Source organism: Citrobacter sp. 172116965, from assembly GCF_013458095.1.
Classification (GTDB): Bacteria; Pseudomonadota; Gammaproteobacteria; order Enterobacterales; family Enterobacteriaceae; genus Citrobacter; species Citrobacter braakii.
In genome coordinates this window covers 951173-975674 of the sequence record NZ_CP046673.1, presented here as the reverse complement: position 1 = coordinate 975674, position 24502 = coordinate 951173, and the positions used below count along the sequence as shown (strand labels likewise).

20 protein-coding genes and 1 pseudogene are annotated in these 24502 nt (G+C 54.4%); 11 read left to right on the top strand and 10 right to left on the bottom strand.

What is annotated here, in order from left to right; genetic code table 11:
* Positions 1-95 precede the first annotated feature (95 nt).
* Positions 96-1613 carry a dGTPase gene (gene dgt / locus GPJ68_RS04680; protein ID WP_016155724.1) on the bottom strand — a complete coding sequence of 506 codons (1518 nt, stop codon included), beginning with the start codon at positions 1611-1613 and terminating at the stop codon, positions 96-98.
* 83 nt (positions 1614-1696) lie between these two features.
* Here dgt and mtnN point away from each other — a divergent pair, with 83 nt between their 5' ends.
* Genes mtnN through GPJ68_RS04665 form a run of 3 tightly spaced genes read left to right on the top strand, consistent with a single transcriptional unit; the run spans position 1697 to position 3849 of the window.
* Entirely contained in the window at positions 1697-2395 is a 699-nt protein-coding gene (gene mtnN, locus GPJ68_RS04675; RefSeq protein ID WP_016151752.1) for a 5'-methylthioadenosine/S-adenosylhomocysteine nucleosidase, read from the top strand.
* Complete coding sequence (btuF, locus tag GPJ68_RS04670; protein ID WP_016155723.1) at positions 2388-3188, top strand: vitamin B12 ABC transporter substrate-binding protein BtuF; 801 nt, start codon at positions 2388-2390, stop codon at positions 3186-3188. The genes mtnN and btuF overlap by 8 nt, the downstream gene beginning before the upstream one ends.
* Before the next feature lie 37 nt (positions 3189-3225).
* A complete protein-coding gene (locus GPJ68_RS04665; protein ID WP_180837150.1) occupies positions 3226-3849 on the top strand; it encodes a TRIC cation channel family protein in 624 nt (207 codons plus the stop codon).
* 119 nt (positions 3850-3968) lie between these two features.
* Here GPJ68_RS04665 and erpA read toward each other — a convergent pair whose 3' ends face one another.
* The 3 genes and pseudogenes from erpA to clcA form a co-directional block, all read right to left on the bottom strand.
* On the bottom strand, positions 3969-4313 hold the full coding sequence (erpA, locus tag GPJ68_RS04660) for an iron-sulfur cluster insertion protein ErpA (protein ID WP_003018581.1): 345 nt from the start codon (positions 4311-4313) through the stop codon (positions 3969-3971).
* Positions 4306-4371, bottom strand: a pseudogene (gene yadW, locus GPJ68_RS24955) (small protein YadW). Before yadW ends, erpA begins: the two are co-directional and overlap by 8 nt.
* Positions 4372-4394: 23 nt before the next feature.
* Positions 4395-5816, bottom strand: a complete 1422-nt coding sequence (gene clcA / locus GPJ68_RS04655) for a H(+)/Cl(-) exchange transporter ClcA (RefSeq protein WP_019078400.1) — start codon at positions 5814-5816, stop codon at positions 4395-4397.
* Positions 5817-5984: 168 nt separating this feature from the next.
* Between clcA and hemL the strand changes: the two genes are divergently transcribed.
* Positions 5985-7265, top strand: coding sequence for a glutamate-1-semialdehyde 2,1-aminomutase (gene hemL / locus GPJ68_RS04650; protein WP_016151749.1), 1281 nt, complete (start codon positions 5985-5987; stop codon positions 7263-7265).
* Positions 7266-7362: 97 nt separating this feature from the next.
* Here the strand turns inward: hemL and fhuB are convergent, their stop codons facing one another.
* The 6 genes from fhuB to hrpB form a co-directional block, all read right to left on the bottom strand.
* Positions 7363-9345 (bottom strand): Fe(3+)-hydroxamate ABC transporter permease FhuB, encoded by a 1983-nt coding sequence (gene fhuB, locus GPJ68_RS04645; protein WP_137352562.1) that lies wholly within the window; start codon positions 9343-9345, stop codon positions 7363-7365.
* A complete protein-coding gene (gene fhuD / locus GPJ68_RS04640; RefSeq protein ID WP_049042714.1) occupies positions 9342-10232 on the bottom strand; it encodes a Fe(3+)-hydroxamate ABC transporter substrate-binding protein FhuD in 891 nt (296 codons plus the stop codon). Before fhuD ends, fhuB begins: the two co-directional genes overlap by 4 nt.
* Positions 10232-11029 carry a Fe3+-hydroxamate ABC transporter ATP-binding protein FhuC gene (gene fhuC / locus GPJ68_RS04635; RefSeq protein WP_101700737.1) on the bottom strand — a complete coding sequence of 266 codons (798 nt, stop codon included), beginning with the start codon at positions 11027-11029 and terminating at the stop codon, positions 10232-10234. The genes fhuD and fhuC overlap by 1 nt, the downstream gene beginning before the upstream one ends.
* Before the next feature lie 47 nt (positions 11030-11076).
* Entirely contained in the window at positions 11077-13311 is a 2235-nt protein-coding gene (fhuA, locus tag GPJ68_RS04630; protein WP_104651520.1) for a ferrichrome porin FhuA, read from the bottom strand.
* Between the two features lie 232 nt (positions 13312-13543).
* Positions 13544-16084, bottom strand: coding sequence for a bifunctional glycosyl transferase/transpeptidase (gene mrcB, locus GPJ68_RS04625; protein ID WP_016151745.1), 2541 nt, complete (start codon positions 16082-16084; stop codon positions 13544-13546).
* A 135-nt stretch (positions 16085-16219) separates the two neighbouring features.
* Entirely contained in the window at positions 16220-18649 is a 2430-nt protein-coding gene (gene hrpB, locus GPJ68_RS04620) for an ATP-dependent helicase HrpB (RefSeq protein WP_172452815.1), read from the bottom strand.
* Positions 18650-18722: 73 nt separating this feature from the next.
* On the opposite strand from hrpB, the gene thpR reads away from it, so the two are divergent.
* From thpR to panB, 7 genes are all read left to right on the top strand, one after another.
* Entirely contained in the window at positions 18723-19253 is a 531-nt protein-coding gene (gene thpR, locus GPJ68_RS04615) for an RNA 2',3'-cyclic phosphodiesterase (protein WP_172860580.1), read from the top strand.
* A gap of 15 nt (positions 19254-19268) precedes the next feature.
* The gene (sfsA, locus tag GPJ68_RS04610; RefSeq protein WP_016151742.1) at positions 19269-19973 is read left to right on the top strand and encodes a DNA/RNA nuclease SfsA; all 705 of its coding nucleotides are present in this window, start codon (positions 19269-19271) and stop codon (positions 19971-19973) included.
* Between the two features lie 177 nt (positions 19974-20150).
* The gene (dksA, locus tag GPJ68_RS04605) at positions 20151-20606 is read left to right on the top strand and encodes an RNA polymerase-binding protein DksA (protein WP_003018625.1); all 456 of its coding nucleotides are present in this window, start codon (positions 20151-20153) and stop codon (positions 20604-20606) included.
* Between the two features lie 70 nt (positions 20607-20676).
* Positions 20677-21573 (top strand): tRNA glutamyl-Q(34) synthetase GluQRS, encoded by an 897-nt coding sequence (gene gluQRS / locus GPJ68_RS04600; RefSeq protein WP_104651525.1) that lies wholly within the window; start codon positions 20677-20679, stop codon positions 21571-21573.
* Between the two features lie 71 nt (positions 21574-21644).
* A complete protein-coding gene (gene pcnB / locus GPJ68_RS04595) occupies positions 21645-23039 on the top strand; it encodes a polynucleotide adenylyltransferase PcnB (protein ID WP_203457720.1) in 1395 nt (464 codons plus the stop codon).
* The gene (gene folK, locus GPJ68_RS04590; RefSeq protein WP_016151739.1) at positions 23036-23515 is read left to right on the top strand and encodes a 2-amino-4-hydroxy-6-hydroxymethyldihydropteridine diphosphokinase; all 480 of its coding nucleotides are present in this window, start codon (positions 23036-23038) and stop codon (positions 23513-23515) included. The genes pcnB and folK overlap by 4 nt, the downstream gene beginning before the upstream one ends.
* A 120-nt stretch (positions 23516-23635) precedes the next feature.
* Positions 23636-24427, top strand: a complete 792-nt coding sequence (gene panB, locus GPJ68_RS04585) for a 3-methyl-2-oxobutanoate hydroxymethyltransferase (protein ID WP_003829230.1) — start codon at positions 23636-23638, stop codon at positions 24425-24427.
* Positions 24428-24502 lie beyond the last annotated feature (75 nt).

Below are 24502 nucleotides of genomic sequence, written 5' to 3'. Positions count from 1 at the left end.
TGCTGTATACGTCAGAGTCGTTTTATAGCGCTAAGTTCCAGAATTGAGTTTAAGGAAAAAGTAAAATTTTATTGGCCGTCTTTACAAATGAGTATTTATTGTTCTACGGCCATCAAGCGACGATATTCATCCCAGGCATACAGATCGGTCATCCCGCTGATATAATCCTGAATCAGCCGGCAGCGATAATAATATTCCATTACCGAAAACTCAGCGCAACCCGTTGATATTTTACTAACCGCCTCGACATAAGCAAGACGATGGCGAGTAGACAACTTCTGAAATAATCGTGATTCGATAGGAAAACGTTTAACTCTTTCATTGTCGACCAGCTCAGTAAAATCTGACTGGGACATTTTTAATAAAGGCTGATAGATCTCCAGCAACCCGCTGATCACCCGATACCCCTGCAATTCCAACTGCTCAACGTCCGGATGACTAAATACGTGTTTTACTGCCACATTTTTATAGACACCCAGCAACTGACTAAAGCTACTGGCATCTTCTAACAGGGCGTGATTAAAGCTGCCGTCAAAAACCTGCGGTAAATTATCAATAAACCGCTGGGCTGCATACGGCACCAGTTTATTCAGCGTATTGACGCGTAAATACATAAAGAACTGATCTTCCGTGCTCCGGCTTAATGTATTTGAACGTGATTTCTCCCAGGCATTCTCAACAACCTGACTAAACAGGGAACCTTTTTCGTGATGCCCCCACGCCTCATGCAGATGGTGATAAAGTTGTTCGACGCTAAAGATTCTTTTCTCAACGGCATCTTCCAGGTCGGCCACGCAATAAGAGATATCATCGGCAGCTTCCATTATCCAGGTTAATGGAAAGCGACTGTAGGGCGCTAATGATAATTCTTTACGTAACCGTTCAATATACGGTTCTTCAGAAAGGTAATAGCCCGGTTTCTTCATTAAATAGTCATGCGTCGTAGGCGTACTTCCGCGCCACCACGCCGGACGGGTATATTTTAAAATACCGCCAACTTGGGCCCAGGTAAGATTCATACGCATCAAAGTATGCACCAGACGAATCCCCTGGGCATTACCTTCAAAATGGCACAGGTCCTGGCGCACCTTACGGCGAATATCATTCAGCGACTCTTCGCCTTCGCGCAAACGTAACGCCGCCACCAGGCAGCGGTCATCGCTGAGGGGCTGACTTTCCGCGTCGGCGGGATACAGCCGCTGTCGGAACCAGTCATTAATCGCCGCTTCACCAAAATGACCAAACGGCGGATTGCCGATGTCATGCATCAGGCACGACATTTCGACAATACTCTCAAACGGTCCCGTCAGTTCATCCAGACCATACTGCTCCAGCAGTTTTAGTTCTTTCAGTCGGCTGAGGATCTCTTTAGCGATATAGCGCCCAACTTGCTGAACTTCCATCGAGTGCGTCAGGCGCGTGCGCACCGCCGCGTTACGTTCCAGCGGAAAGACCTGGGTTTTTTGTTGCAGTCGGCGAATAGCCGGAGAATTGATAATACGTCCACGATCGCTTTCGAAAATACGCAGGATCTCATGCTCCGTCTTCACGCCCTGCGGCGAACGGTAACGACGATGCCAGTTTATTTTTTTTCGGAAATCGATCTGTACCATATCCTCTCCCGCCTGAGAAATGCGCTACCCCTTAAGCGCATGATAGACTATGCCCTCAAATCTGGCTTATCGCGAGTAAATCTATGAAAATCGGCATCATTGGTGCAATGGAAGAAGAAGTTACGCTGCTGCGTGACAAAATCGAAAACCGTCAGACCCTCTCTCTCGGCGGTTGTGAAATTTACACCGGCCAACTGAACGGTACAGAGGTTGCGCTACTGAAATCAGGTATCGGTAAAGTGGCGGCGGCGCTGGGCGCTACGCTGCTGCTTGAACGCTGCAAGCCGGATGCCATCATTAACACCGGTTCCGCGGGCGGCCTGGCCTCTACGCTGAAAGTCGGCGATATTGTGGTTTCTGACGAAGCGCGCTATCACGATGCCGACGTCACCGCCTTTGGCTATGAATTTGGTCAGTTACCGGGCTGCCCGGCTGGTTTTAAAGCCGATCCTGCGCTGATTGCTGCAGCAGAATCCTGCATTGCACAACTCAATCTGAACGCCGTTCGCGGACTTATCGTCAGCGGCGATGCCTTCATTAATGGCTCCGTGGGTCTGGCTAAAATTAAGCATAACTTCCCGCAGGCCATTGCCGTTGAGATGGAAGCGACCGCGATTGCGCACGTTTGCCATAACTTCAATGTGCCGTTTGTCGTGGTTCGCGCCATCTCTGACGTCGCCGATCAGCAGTCCCATCTCAGCTTTGACGAGTTCCTGGTTGTTGCCGCGAAACAGTCAAGCCTGATGGTTGAAACGCTGGTACAGAAACTGGCGCATGGCTAAATTACTCTCCAGGGCGCTGGTCGCCCTGCTTTTCACTCTTCCGGCGTTCCTGTACGCCGCACCGCGTGTTGTGACGCTTTCTCCTGCCAATACCGAACTCGCCTTTGCCGCCGGCATTACACCCGTAGGCGTCAGTAGCTACTCAAACTACCCGCCAGCGGCCAAAAATATCGAGGAGGTTTCCACCTGGCAAGGTATGAACCTTGAACGCATTGTGGCGCTTAAACCGGATTTAGTCGTCGCCTGGCGCGGGGGAAATGCTGAGCGGCAGGTGAATCAGCTGACCGCCCTGGGAATTAAGGTCATCTGGGTGGACGCCGTTACCATCGAGCAGGTCGCCGATGCGCTCCGTCAGCTGGCAGCGTGGAGCCCAAAACCTGAGCAGGCCAAACAGGCGGCGCAAACCATGCTTGATGACTATGCTTTACTAAAATCTCGGTATGCCAACAAACCGAAAAAACGCGTGTTTCTCCAGTTTGGCGCAAATCCTCTGTTTACCAGTGGAAAAGGGTCCATTCAGCACGAAGTTCTTGAGGTATGCGGTGGAGAAAACATCTTTGCCGGCAGTCGGGTTCCCTGGCCACAGGTTAGCCGTGAGCAGGTCCTGGCACGAGCGCCCCAGGCTATTGTTGCAACCGGAGGGCCAGGCGAAACTCTGAAAATTGAACAATACTGGGGAAACCAGCTAAAAATACCCATTATTACACTTAATAGTGACTGGTTCGAACGCGCGAGCCCGCGTATTATCCTCGCCGCAAAACAACTCTGTAATGCGCTTTCACAGATAAATTAGCGCCTGCCCCCACCAGGTCTGTTGTGAGGATTTAAAAATGCTCGTCTATTGGCTGGATATTGTCGGCACCGCGGTATTTGCTATCTCTGGCGTCTTACTGGCCGGAAAATTGCGAATGGACCCGTTTGGCGTCCTGGTACTCGGGGTGGTTACCGCCGTTGGCGGCGGTACGATCCGCGATATGGCGCTGGATCATGGACCGGTATTTTGGGTTAAGGATCCCACCGATCTGGTGGTGGCAATGATCACCAGCATGCTGACAATCCTGCTGGTACGTCAGCCACGACGTTTACCGAAGTGGATCCTTCCGGTGCTGGATGCCGTTGGCCTGGCGGTGTTCGTGGGGATTGGCGTCAATAAAGCATTTCTCGCCGGGACGGGTCCCCTGGTGGCGATCTGTATGGGGGTGATTACCGGCGTCGGCGGCAGGATCATTCGCGACGTGTTAGCTCGTGAAGTCCCGATGATTCTGCGCACCGAAATCTACGCCACGGCATGTATTATCGGCGGGATCGTGCATGCGACAGCGTTTTATACCTTTAATGTATCGCTGGAAAACGCCAGTATGATGGGGATGATCGTCACCCTGCTGATTAGGCTTGCCGCCATTCGCTGGCATTTGAAATTGCCGACGTTTGCACTGGATGATAACGGGCGCTGATGTGATGATGCAGAACATGTAGGCCGGATAAGGCGTTTACGCCGCCAACCGGCACATTGCCCGGTGGCGCTACGCTTACCGGGCCTACACCATCAGACCATCGGTATTACAGGCAGCAATCAGATGCTGAAAGAAGAACCACACCCGCAGGTGCTTTTCGCATTGGGGTTAGTCACAACGAAGCGGGAACCTTCCAGACCTTCGGTATAGTCAACCGCGCCGCCCACCAGATATTGCAGGCTCATCGGATCAACCACCAGACCCACACCTTGTTTCTCAATGGTCATATCACCATCGTTCACCTGATCATCAAAGGTGAAACCGTACTGGAAACCGCTGCAACCACCGCCGGTGATATACACGCGTAATTTCAAATTCGGGTTATCTTCGTCAGCGATCAGGCTTTTTACTTTATTGGCTGCTGCTTCAGTAAATTGCAGTGGCAGCGCTACGTCATCACTCATATTTTGCTCCAAACGACATTGGCAATTGGGCAAATTATAACCCAATGGTTAAGGCCATTATCTAATACCCTGGTATTTCGTTCAAGTATTCTCGCCAGCGGCGGTACTCTGGCTTTTTGCCGCTTGCTCCGCTTCCTGTTTTGCCAGCGTGCGGGCAAGGATAGTCGAGTATAGCGGCTTTCCCCCCATAAATTGGGCTAATAGTGTTGCGCCAAGACAGGTAATAATCATTGGCAAAATGAGCTGATAGTTATCAGTCATCTCCAGCACCAGTACAATACCGGTTAGCGGCGCACGTACCGAAGCCGCCAGCAAAGCCCCCATTCCGGCAATGGCAAAGGTTCCGGCCTCCAGATGATACTGTGGAAAAGAGGCCGCCGCGGCCATACCGAACGCGGTGCCAAGTAACGTACCCAGCGCCAGCATCGGGGCAAAAATCCCACCGGGCGCGCCGGACGAGAAGCACAGCAGCGTGGTGATCACCCGGGTAATAAATATAAACAGCAGTAAACCGACGCTAAAATTACCCGCCGCGGCGATAGGAATCAGGTTAAACCCGCCGCCTGCCGCTTCCGGTTTAATTAATCCCAGGATCCCGCACAGGCCACCAATCGCGCCGCCCATCAGCACCCATTTTTTAATTTCACCGCCGTGGAAGCGCTGGAACATATCCTGGGTACGCAACACCATGGTGTTGAACAACGGCCCGACACAGCCAAAAATAAGCCCCAGCACAAGATACAGCCACAGCGTATTTACCGGCGCATTAGACAGCTTCCCGACTTCAATAATAGGCGCTTCACCGTTGAACACACGAAACACGATGCTCGACATAATAACGCCGGTAAACACGGCTTTGATCGAGACGAGGTTATAGCGAAACTGCGGGCGCATCTCTTCAATAATGAACAGGATCCCCGCCAGAGGCGCATTAAACGCCGCCGACAAACCCGCAGCCGCACCGGTGGCCAGCAAGGTATGTCGCGCTTCGGCGCTGCGCATGCGGAAAATATCCAGCACCATGCGCCCAATGTTCCCGCCTATCTGTACGGTCGGCCCTTCTCGCCCGAGCACCATACCGGCTCCCAGCGTGCCCATGCCGCCAATAAATTTCACCGGCAGAACGCGCCACCAGCGCACAGGTCGTAGCTCTTCCAGCGCGCCTTCAATCTCAGGGATCCCCGAGCCTCCCGCTTCCGGCGCAAATTTACGAACCAGAAAATAGCCGACCATCGCCAGCAATGCAGAGAGAATAAACGCCAGCGGCCACAGCAGAATGGCATGGTCCGCAACCTGGGCCAGGGCGCCAATGCGCTGATTTTGTACCCAGGTCACCGCTTTCTCAAATGCCACGCCAACAAGCCCCGTCACGGTACCGACAACGGCGGCCATCAACAGGATCGCCAGCGGCGTTTTGTCGCGTTCCAGGAGTCGACGGATTTGATCCCTGCGGCGTAAACGCACAATTTGTTGTGCTTCAAAAGAGGGAGAGTCAGTCTTCATCAGATGATCATTAATTGGTAATACAAATACGGAATCGGCATTCTACTCGCACATTTCACGAAAATCCCCTGCAAATCGCATTGTTTCAAATGCGTAAAACTTTCATAACCTTCTCTGAATAACTAGAATAGCGGGCATTTACTTTTTCTACGAACCAGGACCCCATCCATGAGTAAGTCTGAAAATCTCTACAGCGCAGCACGCGAACTTATCCCTGGCGGCGTTAACTCCCCCGTTCGCGCCTTTACTGGCGTGGGTGGTACTCCGCTGTTTATCGAAAAAGCGGACGGCGCGTATCTGTACGATGTCGATGGTAAAGCCTATGTCGATTACGTCGGTTCCTGGGGACCGATGGTACTGGGCCATAACCACCCGGCAATTCGCAATGCGGTGATTGAAGCCGCAGAGCGCGGTTTAAGCTTCGGCGCACCGACCGAGATGGAAGTGAAAATGGCGGAGCTGGTCACTGAACTTGTGCCGACCATGGATATGGTGCGTATGGTGAACTCCGGTACGGAAGCGACGATGAGCGCAATCCGTCTGGCGCGCGGTTTCACCGGTCGCGATAAGATCATCAAATTTGAAGGCTGCTATCACGGTCATGCCGACTGCCTGCTGGTTAAAGCTGGTTCCGGCGCGTTAACGCTGGGTCAGCCAAACTCCCCGGGCGTTCCAGCCGATTTTGCGAAACACACCCTGACCTGCACCTACAACGATCTCTCTTCAGTTCGTGCGGCATTTGAACAGTATCCGCAGGAGATCGCCTGCATTATCGTTGAGCCGGTCGCAGGCAACATGAACTGCATCCCGCCGCTGCCAGAATTCCTGCCGGGCCTGCGTGCCCTGTGTGATGAGTTTGGCGCACTGTTGATCATCGATGAAGTCATGACCGGTTTCCGCGTGGCGCTAGCCGGTGCGCAGGATTATTACGGCGTCGTTCCGGATCTGACCTGCCTTGGCAAAATCATCGGTGGCGGGATGCCCGTTGGCGCATTCGGCGGTCGCCGTGATGTGATGGACGCGCTGGCGCCAACCGGTCCGGTTTATCAGGCGGGTACGCTTTCAGGTAACCCGATTGCGATGGCAGCAGGTTTTGCTTGTCTGAACGAAGTGGCCCAGCCAGGTATTCATGAAACGCTGAACGAACTGACGACGCGTCTGGCGGAAGGTCTGCTGGAAGCCGCCGCAGAAACAAATATTCCGCTGGTGGTTAACCATGTGGGCGGGATGTTCGGGATTTTCTTCACCGATGCAGAAACCGTGACCTGCTATCAGGATGTGATGGCATGCGACGTTGAACGCTTCAAGCGTTTCTTCCACATGATGCTGGATGAAGGAATTTACCTGGCGCCGTCCGCCTTCGAAGCGGGCTTTATGTCCGTCGCGCACAGTGAAGACGATATCAATAACACCATCGACGCCGCGCGCCGGGTGTTTGCGAAATTGTAAAAGAGAACATCCAGAAATAACGTAGGCCGGGTAAGGCGAAGCCGCCCCCCGGCTTTTTCATTGCCGGATGGCGACGCCTAAATGGAAGAGATTAACCTCAGCGACTCTGCTTACGTAGCAGATAGATAAAGTACGGCGCGCCAATAAACGTCGACAGTAATCCTGCCGGGATCTGATACGGAAACAGCACCATCCTGCCGCACCAGTCAGCAAAGACCAGCAGCACACCTCCCGCCAGCGCCGAAATCAGCATATGCGGCATCGCGCGACGAAAACCCATCATTCGGGCAATATGCGGAGCCATCAGCCCGACAAAACTCAACGGTCCAATGGTCATGGTTGCTGTCGCCGTTAGTCCCGCAGCCAACAGCAGTAACCCCACGCGTGACGGCGTGATCGCCATACCCACCGCACGCGCCGTATCGCCGCCGAGCGGTAAAATCGTCAGCCAACGACGACACAGCGGTGTCAGTGCCAGCAGGATAACCATCACAATCCCGGTGCGCAGTACCTGTTCGCCCGTCGCGTTATAGGTTGAGCCGGAGATCCAGGTCAGCACGCCCGCCATACGCGGATCGCCGCTGGCCTGCAGCATCATCAACAACATAGTAAACGCCGTACTGAGCGCCATCCCTGCCAGCAGCATACGGTGCGGCGAAAAACCACCGCGCCCGGCGGCAATCATAATGATAAGCAAGGTGACCGCAGCCCCGAGACTCCCTGCGGGCAGCAGCCAGCCAAATGCATTTCCGGGGACCAGAAACAGCATTAACACCACGCCAAATGCCGCGCCGGAGCTAATGCCCAGAACTTCCGGGCTCGCCATTGGGTTTCCGGTCAGACGCTGAATAATACAGCCCGCTACCGCCAGCATCACCCCGGCAATCAACGCCGCCAGAATACGTGGCCAGCGCCAGGGCATCAGTTCATCCAGCATCGCGCCGCTGGCCCATGCCCAGCCGTGCGCATCGCGGCCAAACGACAGCGCCACCACCAGAGTCAGCAGCAAAACCACCCCGCCCGCCAGCGCAAACATCAGTACATTCTGACGCTCCGCGGCGATACGGTTGCTGGCATTCATATCCGGTGCGCTCATACTTCTTAGGCGCGGCAGCAGCCACAGCAGCAATGGCGCACCAATCAGCGCCGTCACCGAACCGGTGGAGACTTCCATCCATACGCGGGTCAGCCACAGAATGATTTGGTCAGAGAGCCAGAGGATCAACGCACCAATCAGCGGGGCCAGCATCAGACGCGCCAACAGACGCCGCGCGCCGAGCATTTTCGCCAGCAGCGGTGCAAAGAGGCCAATAAAGCCGATAATCCCAACCGCGTTAACCAGCAAGGCGCTGATGACAATCGCCAGCGATAAGGCCGCCAGGCGCGCCAGCGACAACGCCAGACCGAGGTTACGCGCCACGCCGTCATCCAGTCCCATCAGCGTCATTGGACGCAACAGCAGCAGAGTCAGCATCACGCCGCCCAGCAGTTGCGGCCACAGTCGCTGTACGCCGCTCCAGTCGGTTTGGGTTAGCGTGCCGCTGCTCCATAAAAACATGCTTTGCAGTTGATCGTGATGGAAGATAACCATCAACTGGTTAATCGCCCCGCAGTACAGGCTGACCACCAGTCCGGCAAGGATTAACGTCACCGGAGAAAGACGTTTACCCCAGGCGACGCCAAACACCAGCGCCCCAACGACACAAGCACCTGCCAGCGCAGCAAATTGCGTGGTGAGCGCACCGGGAATAGCCCACAGCGTCGTGACGGTAATGCCCAACTGCGCACCGGTCGCAACGCCTAGCGTGGTTGGCTCCGCCAGTGGGTTACGCAGCACCTGCTGAAACAATACGCCGACCAGTCCCAGCCCGGCCCCGACCAACAGCGAAATCGCCAGCCTCGGCAGCAGGCTGTAGTGGAAAACCATCTGTTTAATGGCATCGATATCCGGTGACCAGATAGCCTGTTGCCACTGGTTGCGCGGTAGCGCAACGGAGAAGTTAACCCATGTGAGCCAGCAGGCGGCAACAAACAGAACCGTCAGCAGGAGAATGGGGAACAGCGCGATACGTTTACTCACGCTTTGCCTCCCAGCGCATTATCCAGAATGCGGGCAAAATGCATGGCTGATAGCGTTGCGCCATAGAACCAGACGGCCGGCACGCGCTGAAAACGTCCGCTGCGAACAAAGGGCATCGCCTGCCACAACGGCGTAGACATCAGTGCAGCCATCTCTTTATCGTTGCCGTGATCAAAGCACAATACATCGACATCCTGAAAAGCAGCCAGACGGTCAATACTCACGGCAGTGCTGCCCCAAAAGTTTGTCTCTCCCTGCCAGGCGTTGGGGATCCCATATTCGTCCAGCACGTCCTGAAACAGGCTGTTTGGGCCAAACACCAGCATATGCCGCGAATCAAGCAGAGAGGTGAGAAGCACAGGGCGCGCACCGCGTTGAATGAAGCGCGGCTTCAGGCTGGCAATAAAACGATCATACTCAGTCAGATGGCGTTCAGCAGAGTCCTGCAGATTGAACAATTGCGCCATTTCCTGCAGCGATTGTCGCGCAACGACCAGAGGTTTTTTACCGTCGCTGAAGTTAAATCCCCGACCAGGTGCAATACGCGCCAGCTTTTCCGGGGAAGGACCATAGCCTGCCGACCAGAGCAGAAACGAGGGTTTCATTTCGGTCAGCAGTTCGAGATTGGGTTCCGTGCGTAGCCCGACATCAATCACCGAGTCCGGTAGAGGTGGCTCACTGACCCACAGCTTGTAGTTAGGGATATCCGCAATGCCATACGGCGTAATACCCAGCGCCAGCAACAGCTCTACCGGCAGCCATTCCAGCGCCACAATACGCTGCGGATCAATCGCCGCGGCGGACGCCGTATTCATCCGCCACAGCAGCGGCGAGAGCGCCATCGCCGTAAGCAGACGCCGACGGGTAATATGATGTAATTCAATCATTAATAGACAAAACTCACGGGTGCGGCACCGGCCGGATGCGGCAAAATGCCCATCGGGATACCGTAAATCTGTTCCAGAGTTTCACTGCGCATCAGTTCAGCAGACGTTCCTTGCGCAATCATTTCACCACCGCGCAGCGCAACTAAATAATCGCAGTAGCGGGCCGCCATATTGATGTCATGCAGCACCGCAATCACCGTTAGCCCACGCTGCTGGCTTAAGCGATGCACCAGCGCCAGCACGTCAACCTGATGAGCGATATCCAGCGCGGAAGTCGGCTCATCAAGCAGCAGACAGCGGCTGTCCTGCGCCACCAGCATGGCAATCCACGCACGCTGGCGTTCTCCGCCGGACAGGCTATCCACCAGGCGGTGCGCCAGCGGTTTTAAGCCGACCAACGAAATAGCTTCTTCTACTTTCTCTCTGTCGGCAACGCCAAAACGTCCCAGCGCCCCGTGCCACGGATAGCGGCCAATCGCCACCAGTTCACGCACCGTCATCCCTTCGGCCTGCGGCAACTGCTGCGGCAGATAGGCGACCTTGCGGGCAAACGCTTTACTGCTCCAGTTCTCCAGCGGCTGTTCGTCGAGCAGGATTTCACCTTCCGACGGCGGCTGATGACGTCCCAGCATTTTCAATAACGTCGATTTTCCGGACCCGTTGTGGCCGATAAGGCCGGTCACTTTCCCCACCGGAAAAGTTAATGAGAGAGGATGCAAAAGCGTGCGGCCAGGCACACGAAAGGAGACATTACGCAACGCGAAAGTGGTGTCGGGATGGGATCTGTTTTCCTGCATAGCAGCCAACTTGTAAAACGGGCACGCAAAGCGTGCCCAAAAAGAAATTAGAAACGGAAGGTTGCGGTTGCAACGACCTGACGTTCTGCGCCCCAGAAGCAGCCATAGGTTTGGAAGCAACTAGAAACGTATTCACGATCCAGCAGGTTGGTAACGTTGACAGCAACACTAGAGCCAGCCATACCAAAACGCGCTAAATCGTATTTCACGACAGCATCCATTACAGCAGCACTTCCCACTTTAAAGGTGTTTGCAGGATCTCCATAGCTTGAACCGATAAAACGTCCACCGGTTCCCAGGGTCAGTCCCGACAGAACGCCTTCGTTAAAGGTATAGTCGCCCCAGATTGATGCCATATTTTCAGGAACTTGTTCTACGTTGTTCCCTTTGAGATTGGTGTCCTTAGTGTACTCCGCATCAGTGTAAGTATATGAAGCAGTCACATTGATATTGGCATTCAAGGCCGCTTTAGCTTCAAATTCAAAGCCCTGAGAACGTACTTCGCCTGACGGAACTTGCAGATTCGAGTTGGTCGGATCGGTTGTCAGCGTATTCGTCTTCGTCAGATGATATGCCGCAGCCGTAATAACCACAGGCAGATCTTTCGGCACATATTTTACACCCGCTTCATACTGTTCACCCTTGGATGGCGCAAAAGCCATGCGTGGAGTGCTGTAGAGATCGAATGCGTTTGGTTCAAATGACTGGCTATAACTAACGTACGGAGAAATACCATTATCAAACAGGTAGTTTACACCGCCACGCCATGTGAACTGATGATCGTTACGCTCAATATAACCCGCTTGCGGAGTGGTTGAATTCTGACGAATCGTCGTCGCTTGCTGTGACCAGTCATAACGACCACCCAGCGTAAAGACCCACTTATCCCATTCCGCCTGATCCTGGATGTAGATACCGGTTTGTTTGGTTTCGTTCATCTGATAAGGCTCGGTAGAGTCGAAATCAAAATCTTCCAGAGGCTGTGGGTTATAAAGATCCAGAACAGGAGCTGTGCCAAATTTAGCATTGATATCATTACGCATACGCATGAAGTCAACACCTGTCAGCAACGTATGGTCCACCGTTCCTGTCGCGAAATTGCTCTGCAACTGGGTATCAACACTGAAGTTCTGCAAACGTTCATCATCGACAACCGTGCCACGACCAAGATAATGGTCGCGCTGATCGGCCGGAATTGCCTGGCAAGGCGCGTTAAACGCATTTGTTGTACAGATACCCGTACCGTACACGCTCTGCTGCGACGTTTTCATTTCAGCAAAACGTAAATTCTGCCGGACAGTGAAGGTGTCATTAAAGTCGTGTTCAAAGCTGTACCCCACCATTTTCTGATTGCGGGAATAAGTGTTATTTGAAGCACCTTCATTAAAATCAGTCGGCAAACGCTTGCCGTTAGGTAGCGGTTCAACCGTACCTTCCTTCGGCAACCAACCGTAGTAACCCGTCTCGGGTTCATTCTGGAAATAAGAAAGGAATGTAAAGTTAGTCTTGTCGTCAGGACGCCATGAGAAGGACGGAGCAACGGTATAACGCTGTGATTCAGAACCTTGCTGCTGCTCATTTGTGGAACGAGCCAGACCGGTTAAACGGTAAGAGAATTCACCGTTATCATCCAATGCATCACTAAAATCAAATCCTGTCTGGAACAGATTATTTGTTCCCATTTTAAACTGAACTTCTTTTAGCGGCTCGGTGGTTGGACGTTTGCTGACCATCGAAATAATACCGCCAGGGTTACTCTTACCGTACAACACGGAAGTTGGCCCACGCATCAACTCTACACGCTCCAGCATGTAAGGATCGATAACCGCGTCGTTATAGAAGTTCCCTTGTAGCTTCAGACCATCCAGATAGTTGTTCTGGCTTAAACCGACAGAGGTAAAACCACGGATGCTGACAAAATCGTATGTATTTGAAGCACCACGGTTACTGACCACAACCCCTGGGGTATAACCCAGCGCTTCCTTGACGGAACGAGACTGATGGATCTGCATCTCTTCGTTTGTCACTACCGAAACAGACTGTGGCGTCTTTTCGATCGGCGTGTCGGTTTTGGTAACGGTGGCGGAACGCTTCGCGGCAATTGTCGGCGAAGGCCCCCATGCGCTTTCTTGTGCGGCAGGTGCAGCAGTTACGGTGATGGTTTCTTCTTTCGGGTCAACCGCCGCCTGTGCATAGACAGACATGCCGCTAACCGCTGTGGCTACCACTACTGCGATTTTACGCAGCGATGAACTTGGCTGAGCAGTTTTAAGACGCGCCATTGGTATTTCTCTGATGAAAGTGAATGATAACGTAAACGAGAATTATTATTATAACGGCAGCATAATATTCGAAACTCTGGCGAGATAGCAAGCAATACGCGTCCCTACTAAAACTGAGGGGTTAAGAAATAACCAGATGAAAAGAAAGGGTTAATAAATTAGGCTGGAATGTTATTCGGCCCTGAGAATGGACCAAAGAAGAAAAACCCGCCGAAGCGGGTTTTGAGCAATATCAGTTACTGCCGAACATATCCTTTATCCAGCCAGCGACACCGTCGCTATCTTTCTTTTCCTGCTGCGCCGGTTGTTGCTGCTGCTGTTGAGGCTGCTGCTGCGGTGTTGACTGATCGAACGGATTCCCGGTCGGCTGTTGCATCATTTCACCTTGCTGACACAGCGAATCAGGATCGGTAGTCCATACCGGAAGCGTACGCATCCCCCCGCTACAAACGAAGTTACCGTCGTAGTCCACGCCCATATCCACCACATCTTCCGGCGGCGTCAGCACCAGCGGTGTTGGCGTCTGGTTGGCAAGATAACGCTGATAAATCGACATCGCACCGCTGGCACCGTACAGCTTGGTTGGCTGGTTGTTATCACGGCCCACCCAGGTGATGGTTACCTGGCTGCCGTCGATCCCGGCAAACCAGGTATCCACGTTGTTGTTAGTGGTCCCGGTTTTCCCTGCCAGATGAAGCCCAGGATATTTCGCGCCAAGCTGACGCCCCGTACCACGCTGAACCACCTGCTGCATGGTCCACAGCGTCATATACGCCGCCTGCGCCGGAACGGCACGCTCGGCCTGCGGGAAGCTCTGATACAGCACCGTACCATCTTCGGCAATCACCGAACGCAGCGCCGACAGCGGCGCACGGTTCCCGCCGCTGGCGATAGTCTGGAACGCCTGCGCCACTTCGATCGGCGTCAGGTTCAACGCCCCCAGCAGCATGGCTGGAACCGGGTTAAGCTGATCTTTTGGCGCGCCCAGCTTCAGCCAGGTATCGGTGACGGCAGGCAGGCCCAGCGCCATCCCCAGATTTACCGTTGGCACGTTCATTGAGCGCGTTAACGCATCCACCAGCATCACTTTTCCGCTTTCGCTATAGCGACGGTCATCGTTCTGCGGCGACCACACCTGGCCGTTAGGCTGGCGCAGCGCAATCGGGGCATCGGCAATCCAAGTATTTAGACGATACAGCTTCGGCTGGCTGAGCGCGGTCAGATAGGTCGCTGGTTTAGCCAAAGAACCAATCGAACGACGTGCCTGCATCGCACGGTTATAACCAGCGAACTGCGGTTCTGCCCCACCAACCATGGCACGCACTTCGCCGCTAAAGCGGTCGACCACCACAATCGCGGTTTCCAGATCGCTCAGCTTACGTTGTTTCTTCAGCACCGGAATACCTTCCACCGCCGCTTTTTCTGCAGCATCCTGCGCCACGGAATCAAAGGTGGTGAAAATCTTCACGCCGGAGAGGTCTTTAACTTTATCGCCCAGCTTTGCCTGTAGCTCCTGGCGCACCATCTGCATAAAGGCGGGCTGCGGTGAGATCACCCCACCACGCGGCTGTACGCCTAACGGACGCGCGCTCAGCATGTCATACAGATCCTGGTCGATAATCTGCTGCTGTTGTAGTAAACGCAGCACCAGGTTACGACGCTCCAGTGCCAGCTTCGGGTTACGCCACGGGTTATAGATTGACGCTCCTTTAACCATCCCTACCAGCAGCGCCTGCTGGTCGAGGCTCAGCTCTTCCACCGGACGGCCAAAGTAGTAGAGGCTCGCCAGCGGGAAGCCGCGGATCTCATTGTCACCGCTTTGACCGAGATAGACTTCGTTCATGTACAGCTCAAGAATGCGGTCTTTGCTGTAACGCGCATCCATGATCAGCGCCATATAGGCTTCGTTGGCCTTACGCCAGTAGGAACGTTCGCTGGACAGGAACAGGTTTTTCACCAGTTGCTGGGTCAGCGTACTGGCCCCTTGTACCGTGCGCCCCGCCGTCAGGTTCGCCAGCACCGCGCGGCCAATGGAATAGAGGCTGATACCGTCATGCTCATAGAAGTGACGATCTTCGGTCGCCAGCAGCGTGTCCACCAGCAGATCCGGGAATCCACTGCGCGGGACAAACAGGCGCTGCTCACCGTTAGGCGAAGAAAGCATGGTAATCAGCCGCGGATCGAGACGGAAGAAACCGAACTGGCGGTTGTTATCCATATTCTCGATGGTATCCAGATGGTCGCCATCAAAGGTCAGACGCGCGCGCACCTGTCCTTCTTTACTGTCCGGAAAATCAAACGGACGACGGATCATCTCGATGCTTTTCGCCTGCACGGTGAATTCGCCAGGGCGCGTCATCTTCGTCACCTGACGATACTGCGTAGCCTCCAGCAGTTTCACCATCTCGTTCTTGCCGATCGGCATTTCTGGCTCAAGGTTAACCATACGGCCATATACTGCCGCAGGAAGCTGCCAGACTTTACCATCTATACGGCTGCGAATTTTTTGGTCCAGATAAACGCCGTAAATGGCGATCAGCACCAAAAAAACAATCGACAGTTTTACCAGCAGCCAGAACCAGCCGCGTTTACCACGAGGCTTACGCCCTTTGCCTTTACCCTTACGCGGCATCGGTTCTTCATCCTCATAGTCATCATCATCATAATCGTCGTCATACTCTTCATCTCTGAGTTGACGACGGCTCACCTTTTGTTTCACCGGACGCGAGGGTTTCCCTTTACGTCCAATTGGCTCGCGGTCATTCCCCGCCATGCTTTTTCTCCGCAACATTCAGGCGCAAGGGCCCGATTCTCTGTTCTTCCGTCAGTTAACAGAAGAAGAAATCTCTCAATTTACTGCCGTGTTTATACCGGATGACGGCTTCGCTTTATCCGGCCTACAGTTTCATTACGAATACTTCTTTGTTCGCCGCGTTGGCGCGGTATTCGCCGGATCGTCCGGCCAGACATGTTTGGGATAGCGCCCTTTCATCTCTTTTTGCACCTCACGGTACGATCCCTGCCAGAACGCGCTCAAATCACTCGTTACCTGCAGCGGTCGTTGGGCCGGAGACAGCAGTTCCAGCACCAGCGGCACGCGCCCCTCGGCGATGGTTGGGGTCTTCGCTTCACCAAACATTTCCTGCATCCGAACCGCCAATACCGGAGGGTTATCCTCATGATAGCGAATGGCAATCCGGCTTCCCGTCGGCACAGTGTAATGCGCTGGCAGTTCACTATCCAGACGTTGCAGCATTGACCAATCCAGCAAACCGCGCAACGCCTGACCCACATTTAGCGCTTTTAACGCGCGTAACGAGTGCACACCGCTCATGTGCGGCAGCAGCCAGCTCTCCAGCGTCGCCAGCAGAGAATCCTCATCTACCGCGGGCCAGTTATACTCTGACAACCAGTTTGCCGCACATTGCAGACGCAGGCGAAACTGCTCGGCTTCCGGCGTCCAGTTGAGCACACTTAGCCCTTTATCGCGAATGCCGTTCAACATCGCCAGGTGCAACTCCTCTTCCGAGGGTTTGGCCAGCGCCTGTACTTTTACCGTTAGCTGGCCAATGCGCGACCGACGCAATGCTTTTAACGTTCCCTGAGTTTCATCCCATTCGATGGTGTCAGATTGTTGTAGCAGTTCAGGGCATGCCTGTATCAACACCTCGATATCCAGCGGCAGAGCCAGCAGAATACGCGCATCCGGCGAAGCGCTGCCCTGCAGTAACAGCGGCGCAATCAGCCATTCATGGCGTCCGGAGGCGTCATCGGCATCCAGCATTGCCCCCATGCCATTCGCCAGTTGATAGCGCCCTTCCTGCCCGCGCCGACGCGCGATCCGATCGGCAAACGCCTGCGCCAGTAATGAGGGGAGCAGCGCGCTGTCCGGCTGTCCGCTGCGAACGTTAAGCCGTTTCAGTAATTGTTGACTGCGCTGCTGCCAGGCGGGCTGATTTCGTGAAAACGCTACAGCCAGATCGGTACTGCCACCGCGCGGCGGCTCTTCCAGAATCGCAGCCAGTTTTGCCGCCGTTGCCGCTTCATTGTCATTGTTGGCGCTAACCAGCATAGCCGCTAAACGGGGGTCGTTACCCAACGTCGCCATTTTCTGCCCAATGGCGCTGAGCCTGCCACCCTCAAGCGCCCCCAGCATCTGCAGCAGCCGCTTTGCCGCCTGCAGGTTGATGGCGGGCGGGGTATCCAGCCAGTTCAGTTGCTCAGGGTCGGTGCATCCCCATTGCAGTAACTCCATCAGCAGTCCGGACAGGTCGCTCTGTAAAATCTCCGGTTCTCCCTGTGCCGCCGCTCTTTCCGCCTGCTCTTTGGCAAGCAAATGGAGGCAGATACCGGGTTCCAGACGGCCCGCGCGTCCCGCTCGCTGGGTCATCGAGGCCTGGCTTATGCGTTGGGTAATCAATCGCGTTAAACCGGTACGCGCATCATAGCGCGCCACGCGCTCCTGGGCGCTGTCCACCACCAGCCGGATGCCTTCAATAGTTAAGCTGGTTTCGGCAATATTGGTCGCCAGCACCACTTTGCGCTTGCCTTGCGGCGCGGGCAAAATCGCCTGACGCTGCTCGGCAAGCGTCAGCGCGCCGTACAGTGGGCACAACAACACATCGCTGCCCACACGCGTTGCCAGTTGCTCCTGCACGCGCTGGATTTCCCCTACACCCGGTAAAAACAGCAGCAGCGACCCGCTTTCATGGCGCAGGAGTTCTGCCGTCGCTATCGCTACCGCTTCAGCAAAACGCAGATGCGCCGCCAACGGCTGATATCGTCGATCAACGGGAAATGCGCGGCCTTCAGAAACGATCGTCGGCGCATCGGGCAACATCTGCTGCAAACGCCCGTTGTCCAAAGTGGCAGACATGATCAACAGTTTCAGATCGTCACGCAGCCCTTGCTGCACATCCAGCAACAGCGCCAGCGCCAGGTCGGCCTGCAAACTCCGCTCGTGAAATTCGTCGAGGATGACCAGCCCAACGCCCGTCAATTCGGGGTCGCGCTGGATCATGCGTGTCAGAACCCCCTCCGTCACCACCTCAAGGCGGGTCTGCGGCCCTACGCAGCTTTGCGCACGCATGCGATACCCCACGGTCTCGCCAGGCTTTTCATTCAGCAATTCCGCCAACCGCTGCGCCACATTGCGTGCTGCCAGACGCCGCGGCTCCAGCAAAATAATCCGTCCCTTGATACCGCGATGTTCAAGGAGTCGCAACGGCAGCCAGGTTGATTTCCCGGCACCGGTCGGCGCCGTCAGCAAAACCTGCGACGAGGCATCAAGGGCGGTAAGTAGTTCAGGCACTACGGCGGCAACGGGCAACGACGTCACAAATGACTCCAGAGGGTTAACATTCTTCGCGCTGCATTGTAGCATCGCGTTAATTCATAACCGAGTATCCATCATGTCTGAGCCAAAAAGGCTGTTCTTTGCGATTGAATTGCCTGGCGAGGTTCGGGAGCAGTTAATCCACTGGCGGGCCGCGCAGTTCCCCCCTGAAGCGGGTCGTCCCGTCGTCGCCGATAATCTGCATCTGACGCTCGCCTTTTTGGGCGACGTCAGCGCTGAGAAGCAGCATGCGTTAACGCAGCTTGCAGGGCGTATTCGCCAGCCGGGTTTTACGCTCAAACTCGACGATGCCGGGCAATGGCTGCGCTCGCGAGTCGTGTGGTTGGGAATGCGTCAGCCGCCGCGCGGGCTGCTGCAGTTGGCGAACATGTTGCGGGCACAAGCCGCACGCAGTGGGTGCCACCAGAGCCCGCAGCCTTTTCACCCGCATATCACGCTGCTGCGTGACGCCGGTCACGCGGTATCTATCCCTCCGCCAGGGTTTGGCTGGTCGTTTCCGGTAACGGAGTTTGGGCTTTATTCCTCCTCATTCATGCGAGGACGCACGCGTTACACGCAGTTGCAACGCTGGACGCTGACTGAATAATCAAAGGAACTGTTCATGCAATTTTCTCCACCTTTACAACCTGCAACGCTCATTCAGCGCTATAAGCGTTTTTTAGCGGATGTGATCACACCGGATGGCACAACGTTAACGCTACACTGCCCCAATACGGGAGCCATGACCGGCTGCGCAACGCCGGGAGATACTGTCTGGTATTCGACATCAGAAAATACCAAACGAAAATATCCACATACCTGGGAATTAACGCAAACCCAATCCGGTGCACTTATTTGTGTTAACACGCTGTGGGCCAATAGATTAACGAAAGAGGCTATTCAGCGTTCGTTAATTTCGGAAGTTTCAGACTACAGCACCTTGAAAAGTGAAGTAAAATACGGCGCCGAAGGGAGCCGCATCGACTTTTTGTTACAGGCGGATTCCCGACCTGACTGCTATATTGAAGTGAAATCAGTCACGTTGGCGGAAAAAGATCAGGGTTATTTTCCCGATGCCATCACTGAACGAGGTCAGAAACATCTTCGGGAATTGATGAGCGTAGCGGCCGAAGGCAAGCGCGCGGTGATATTTTTCGCGGTGTTGCATTCAGCCATTACACGGTTTTCACCCGCGCGCCATATCGATGCAAAATATGCGCAATTATTAGTTGAAGCACAGCTTAAGGGGGTAGAAATTCTGGTTTATAAAGCGGAACTTTCTGCCCATGGTATGACTCTTAAAGAGCCGTTGCCCATTACCTTGTAATGGTGTAAATATTCGGTTAATTAGTATTCTGGGCGCGTGGGCAAATACGCTTTTCCTCACAGGGTTGTCAAGTGTTACGTTTAGATAATTGCTATCCGGAAAAGCATCTGCTATTTATAGCGACCTGATTTTTCCCCCGAACATGGGGATCGATAGTGCGTGTTAAGGAGAAGCAACATGCAAGAAGGGCAAAACCGTAAAACATCGTCCCTGAGTATTCTCGCCATCGCTGGGGTGGAGCCGTACCAGGAGAAACCGGGCGAAGAGTATATGAACGAAGCCCAGCTGTCGCACTTCAGGCGTATTCTTGAGGCATGGCGTAATCAACTTAGGGATGAAGTTGATCGCACCGTATCTCATATGCAAGACGAAGCGGCTAACTTCCCTGATCCGGTGGACCGCGCCGCACAGGAAGAAGAATTCAGCCTTGAGCTGCGTAACCGTGATCGTGAGCGCAAACTGATCAAAAAGATCGAGAAGACGCTGAAGAAAGTAGAAGACGAAGATTTCGGCTACTGCGAATCATGCGGCGTAGAAATTGGTATTCGCCGTCTGGAAGCGCGTCCGACAGCCGATCTGTGCATCGACTGTAAAACGCTGGCAGAAATCCGCGAAAAACAAATGGCAGGTTAATTCCGGTCATTTTTACCACGTTTACTTCAGGCGGGAGCTTCTCCCGCCTTATTATTTGTTAGCCCGCAAAATGAGCGATTCACATTATATTGGCCGCTTCGCCCCTTCCCCCTCTGGCGAACTCCATTTTGGTTCACTGATTGCCGCCCTCGGGAGTTACCTGCAGGCCCGTGCTCGTCGCGGAATCTGGCGGGTACGCATTGAAGATATTGACCCCCCTCGTGAAGTTCCCGGTGCTGCAGACACGATTCTGCGTCAGCTGGAACATTACGGACTGCACTGGGATGGCGATATTTTATGGCAATCCCAGCGTCATGACGCCTACCGCGAGGCGCTGGCCTGGCTGCATCAGCAGGATCTGAGCTATTACTGCACCTGTACACGCGCGCGTATACAAAGCGTCGGCGGAATTTACGACGGTCATTGCCGTGAGCTACGCCACGGGCCTGAACAGGCGGCGGTCCGCATTAAGCAACGCCATCCGGTGATGCAGTTTACGGACCAACTGCGCGGTGTGATTCAGGCTGATCCGCGGCTTGCAAAGGAAGATTTTATTATTCACCGTCGCGACGGGCTGTTTGCCTATAACCTCGCGGTGGTGGTAGACGACCACTTCCAGGGCGTGACGGAAATTGTGCGCGGTGCCGATCTTATCGAACCGACGGTACGGCAAATTTCGTTGTATCAACAGTTCGGCTGGCAAGCGCCGGACTATATTCATCTGCCGCTGGCGCTCAACGAACAAGGCGCTAAACTTTCAAAACAAAATCATGCACCTGCACTGCCGCAAGGCGATCCACGCCCGGTGATTGTTGCTGCGCTGCGCTTTCTCGGCCAGCACTCCGATATCCCGTGGGAGGAGATGCGCGTGGATCAGATTCTCACGTTTGCCATTGAAAACTGGAGTCTGACAGCGGTGCCAGAATCGGCGATCGTAAATCCGCCATTCTCAAATGCATCATGCTGAGCTATGATTAGCCGCTATTTTTACACAGCAACACTTGTTCTGATTGAAGTTTGACACTACCGAGGTGCACTATTTTTACCCGAGTCGCTAATTTTTGCCGCAAGGTGCTAAGCCGCGAGGAGCGCGAGGCCGAGCTCGCCGTCGCCCGTCCACATATGACGGTAATCCCGCGTGAGCAGCACTCTATCTCCCGCAAAGATATCAGTGAAAATGCCCTGAAGGTAATGTACAGGCTCAATAAGGCCGGATACGAGGCATGGCTGGTTGGCGGAGGCGTACGCGATCTTTTGCTGGGCAAAAAGCCGAAAGATTTTGATGTCACGACTAACGCCACGCCAGATCAGGTGCGAAAACTGTTTCGTAACTGTCGTCTGGTTGGTCGCCGTTTCCGTCTGGCCCATGTCATGTTTGGCCCGGAAATTATCGAAGTGGCAACTTTCCGTGGTCATCATGAAGGCAGCGAGTCCGATCGCACAACCTCACAGCGCGGACAAAACGGTATGCTGCTGCGCGACAACATCTTCGGCTCCATCGAAGAAGATGCCCAGCGTCGCGACTTCACGATTAACAGCCTGTATTACAGCGTGGCCGATTTCACCGTGCGTGATTACGTTGGTGGCATGCAGGATCTCGAAGAGGGCATCGTTCGCCTGATCGGTAATCCGGAAACGCGCTACCGCGAAGACCCTGTACGTATGCTGCGGGCCGTGCGCTTTGCCGCCAAGCTCGACATGCGTATCAGCCCGGAAACCGCTGAGCCAATCCCGCGTCTGGCAACACTGCTTAACGATATTCCCCCCGCACGCCTGTTTGAAGAAGCACTCAAACTGTTACAGGCGGGCTATGGGTATGAAACCTATAAAAAACTGCGTGAGTACAGCCTGTTCCAGCCGCTGTTCCCCACCATTACGCGCTATTTCACCGAAGACGGTGACAGCCCAATGGAACGCATCATCGCTCAGGTGCTGAAGAATACCGATAACCGCATCCACAATGATATGCGCGTTAACCCGGCGTTCTTGTTCGCCGCCATGTTCTGGTATCCGTTACTGGAAGCTGCGCAGAAAATTGCCCAGGAAAGCGGTCTGGCTTACTACGATGCCTTCGCACTGGCGATGAACGACGTACTGGATGAAGCCTGCCGCTCGCTGGCGATCCCGAAACGTCTGACCTCGCTGACCCGTGATATCTGGCAGTTGCAGCTACGCATGTCTCGTCGCCAGGGCAAACGCGCCTGGAAGCTGATGGAGCATCCGAAGTTCCGCGCCGCTTACGATCTGCTGGCCCTGCGTGCCGAAGTGGAAAACAACGCTGAGCTGCAGCGTCTGGCGCAGTGGTGGGGAGAATTCCAGGTTTCAGCACCGCCGGAACAAAAAGGCATGCTCAACGAACTCGACGAAGAACCGGAACGCCGTCGTCATCGTCGCCCGCGTAAACGCGCCCCGCGCCGTGAAGGTTCCGCGTGACCATCGCCTATATCGCTCTCGGCAGTAATCTGGCCTCTCCTCTGGAGCAGGTTAATGCTGCCGTAAAAGCGATTGGCGACATTCCCGACAGCCGTATCGTCGCTGTTTCCTCCTTTTACCGCACACCGCCATTAGGCCCACAGGATCAGCCAGATTACCTGAACGCCGCCGTGGCGCTGGAAACCACTCTCGCTCCCGAAGAATTGCTTAATCATACCCAACGCATTGAGCTGCAACAGGGACGCGTACGTAAAGCCGAACGCTGGGGGCCGCGCACTCTGGACCTCGATATTATGCTGTTTGGCGATGAAGTGATTAACACCGAACGTCTGACCGTGCCGCACTACGACATGAAAAACCGTGGTTTTATGCTGTGGCCGCTCGCTGAAATCGCACCTGAGCTTATCTTCCCGGAGGGTATCAGCCTGCATCAGCACCTCACCCATCTTGGTGCCGCAAAACCTGCACACTGGTAAAGTATCCCCTCCCCTTCCGCGTTTACTACTTTAGTGCCAAACGGTTGCTTAAAACAATTGCCCCCCTGAATGTGACTGTTAGAATGCCGATAAATATGACTTTCATCATCAGGAAATGTTATGAAACCCACCACCATTTCACTGCTGCAGAAATGCAAGCAAGAGAAAAAACGCTTCGCGACCATTACCGCCTACGACTACAGCTTTGCTAAGTTATTTGCCGACGAAGGCATTAATGTGATGCTGGTTGGCGACTCGCTGGGCATGACGATTCAGGGGCATGACTCCACCTTACCGGTCACCGTTGAAGATATTGCTTACCACACTCGTGCCGTACGTCGTGGCGCCCCCAACTGTCTGCTACTCTCCGACCTGCCATTTATGGCTTACGCCACGCCGGAACAAGCATTTGAAAACGCCGCGGTGGTGATGCGGGCGGGCGCTAATATGGTCAAAATTGAAGGCGGCGCCTGGCTGGTGGATACGGTAAAAATGCTCACCGAACGCGCCGTACCGGTTTGCGGTCATCTGGGATTAACACCGCAGTCGGTGAATATTTTCGGCGGCTATAAAATTCAGGGCCGCGGCGACGCCGGGCAGGTATTGCTGGATGACGCGCTGGCCTTAGAAGCCGCTGGCGCTCAGTTGCTGGTGCTGGAGTGCGTGCCGGTTGAGTTGGCGAAGCGCGTCACCGAAGCGCTGTCGATTCCGGTTATCGGTATCGGCGCTGGTAACGTCACCGATGGACAAATCCTCGTCATGCACGATGCCTTTGGTATTACCGGTGGCCACATCCCGAAATTTGCGAAGAATTTCCTCAATGAAGCAGGCGACATGCGCGCCGCAGTGCGGCAGTATATGGCTGAAGTGGAGTCCGGCGTTTATCCGGGCGAAGAACACAGTTTCCACTAATTTTTCAGGCCATATATCGGCCTGAAAAGCGTAGCGCCATCAGGCGGTTCGCTGCATGTTGCCGGATGGCGGCGT

Bases quoted from the DNA above. Each gene is read 5' to 3' on its own strand.
- dgt (WP_016155724.1), bottom strand. From the start codon at position 1,613: ATGGTACAGATCGATTTCCGAAAAAAAATAAACTGGCATCGTCGTTAC.
- mtnN (WP_016151752.1), top strand. From the start codon at position 1,697: ATGAAAATCGGCATCATTGGTGCAATGGAAGAAGAAGTTACGCTGCTG.
- btuF (WP_016155723.1), top strand. From the start codon at position 2,388: ATGGCTAAATTACTCTCCAGGGCGCTGGTCGCCCTGCTTTTCACTCTT.
- GPJ68_RS04665 (WP_180837150.1), top strand. From the start codon at position 3,226: ATGCTCGTCTATTGGCTGGATATTGTCGGCACCGCGGTATTTGCTATC.
- erpA (WP_003018581.1), bottom strand. From the start codon at position 4,313: ATGAGTGATGACGTAGCGCTGCCACTGCAATTTACTGAAGCAGCAGCC.
- clcA (WP_019078400.1), bottom strand. From the start codon at position 5,816: ATGAAGACTGACTCTCCCTCTTTTGAAGCACAACAAATTGTGCGTTTA.
- hemL (WP_016151749.1), top strand. From the start codon at position 5,985: ATGAGTAAGTCTGAAAATCTCTACAGCGCAGCACGCGAACTTATCCCT.
- fhuD (WP_049042714.1), bottom strand. From the start codon at position 10,232: ATGATTGAATTACATCATATTACCCGTCGGCGTCTGCTTACGGCGATG.
- fhuC (WP_101700737.1), bottom strand. From the start codon at position 11,029: ATGCAGGAAAACAGATCCCATCCCGACACCACTTTCGCGTTGCGTAAT.
- fhuA (WP_104651520.1), bottom strand. From the start codon at position 13,311: ATGGCGCGTCTTAAAACTGCTCAGCCAAGTTCATCGCTGCGTAAAATC.
- mrcB (WP_016151745.1), bottom strand. From the start codon at position 16,084: ATGGCGGGGAATGACCGCGAGCCAATTGGACGTAAAGGGAAACCCTCG.
- thpR (WP_172860580.1), top strand. From the start codon at position 18,723: ATGTCTGAGCCAAAAAGGCTGTTCTTTGCGATTGAATTGCCTGGCGAG.
- sfsA (WP_016151742.1), top strand. From the start codon at position 19,269: ATGCAATTTTCTCCACCTTTACAACCTGCAACGCTCATTCAGCGCTAT.
- dksA (WP_003018625.1), top strand. From the start codon at position 20,151: ATGCAAGAAGGGCAAAACCGTAAAACATCGTCCCTGAGTATTCTCGCC.
- gluQRS (WP_104651525.1), top strand. From the start codon at position 20,677: ATGAGCGATTCACATTATATTGGCCGCTTCGCCCCTTCCCCCTCTGGC.
- panB (WP_003829230.1), top strand. From the start codon at position 23,636: ATGAAACCCACCACCATTTCACTGCTGCAGAAATGCAAGCAAGAGAAA.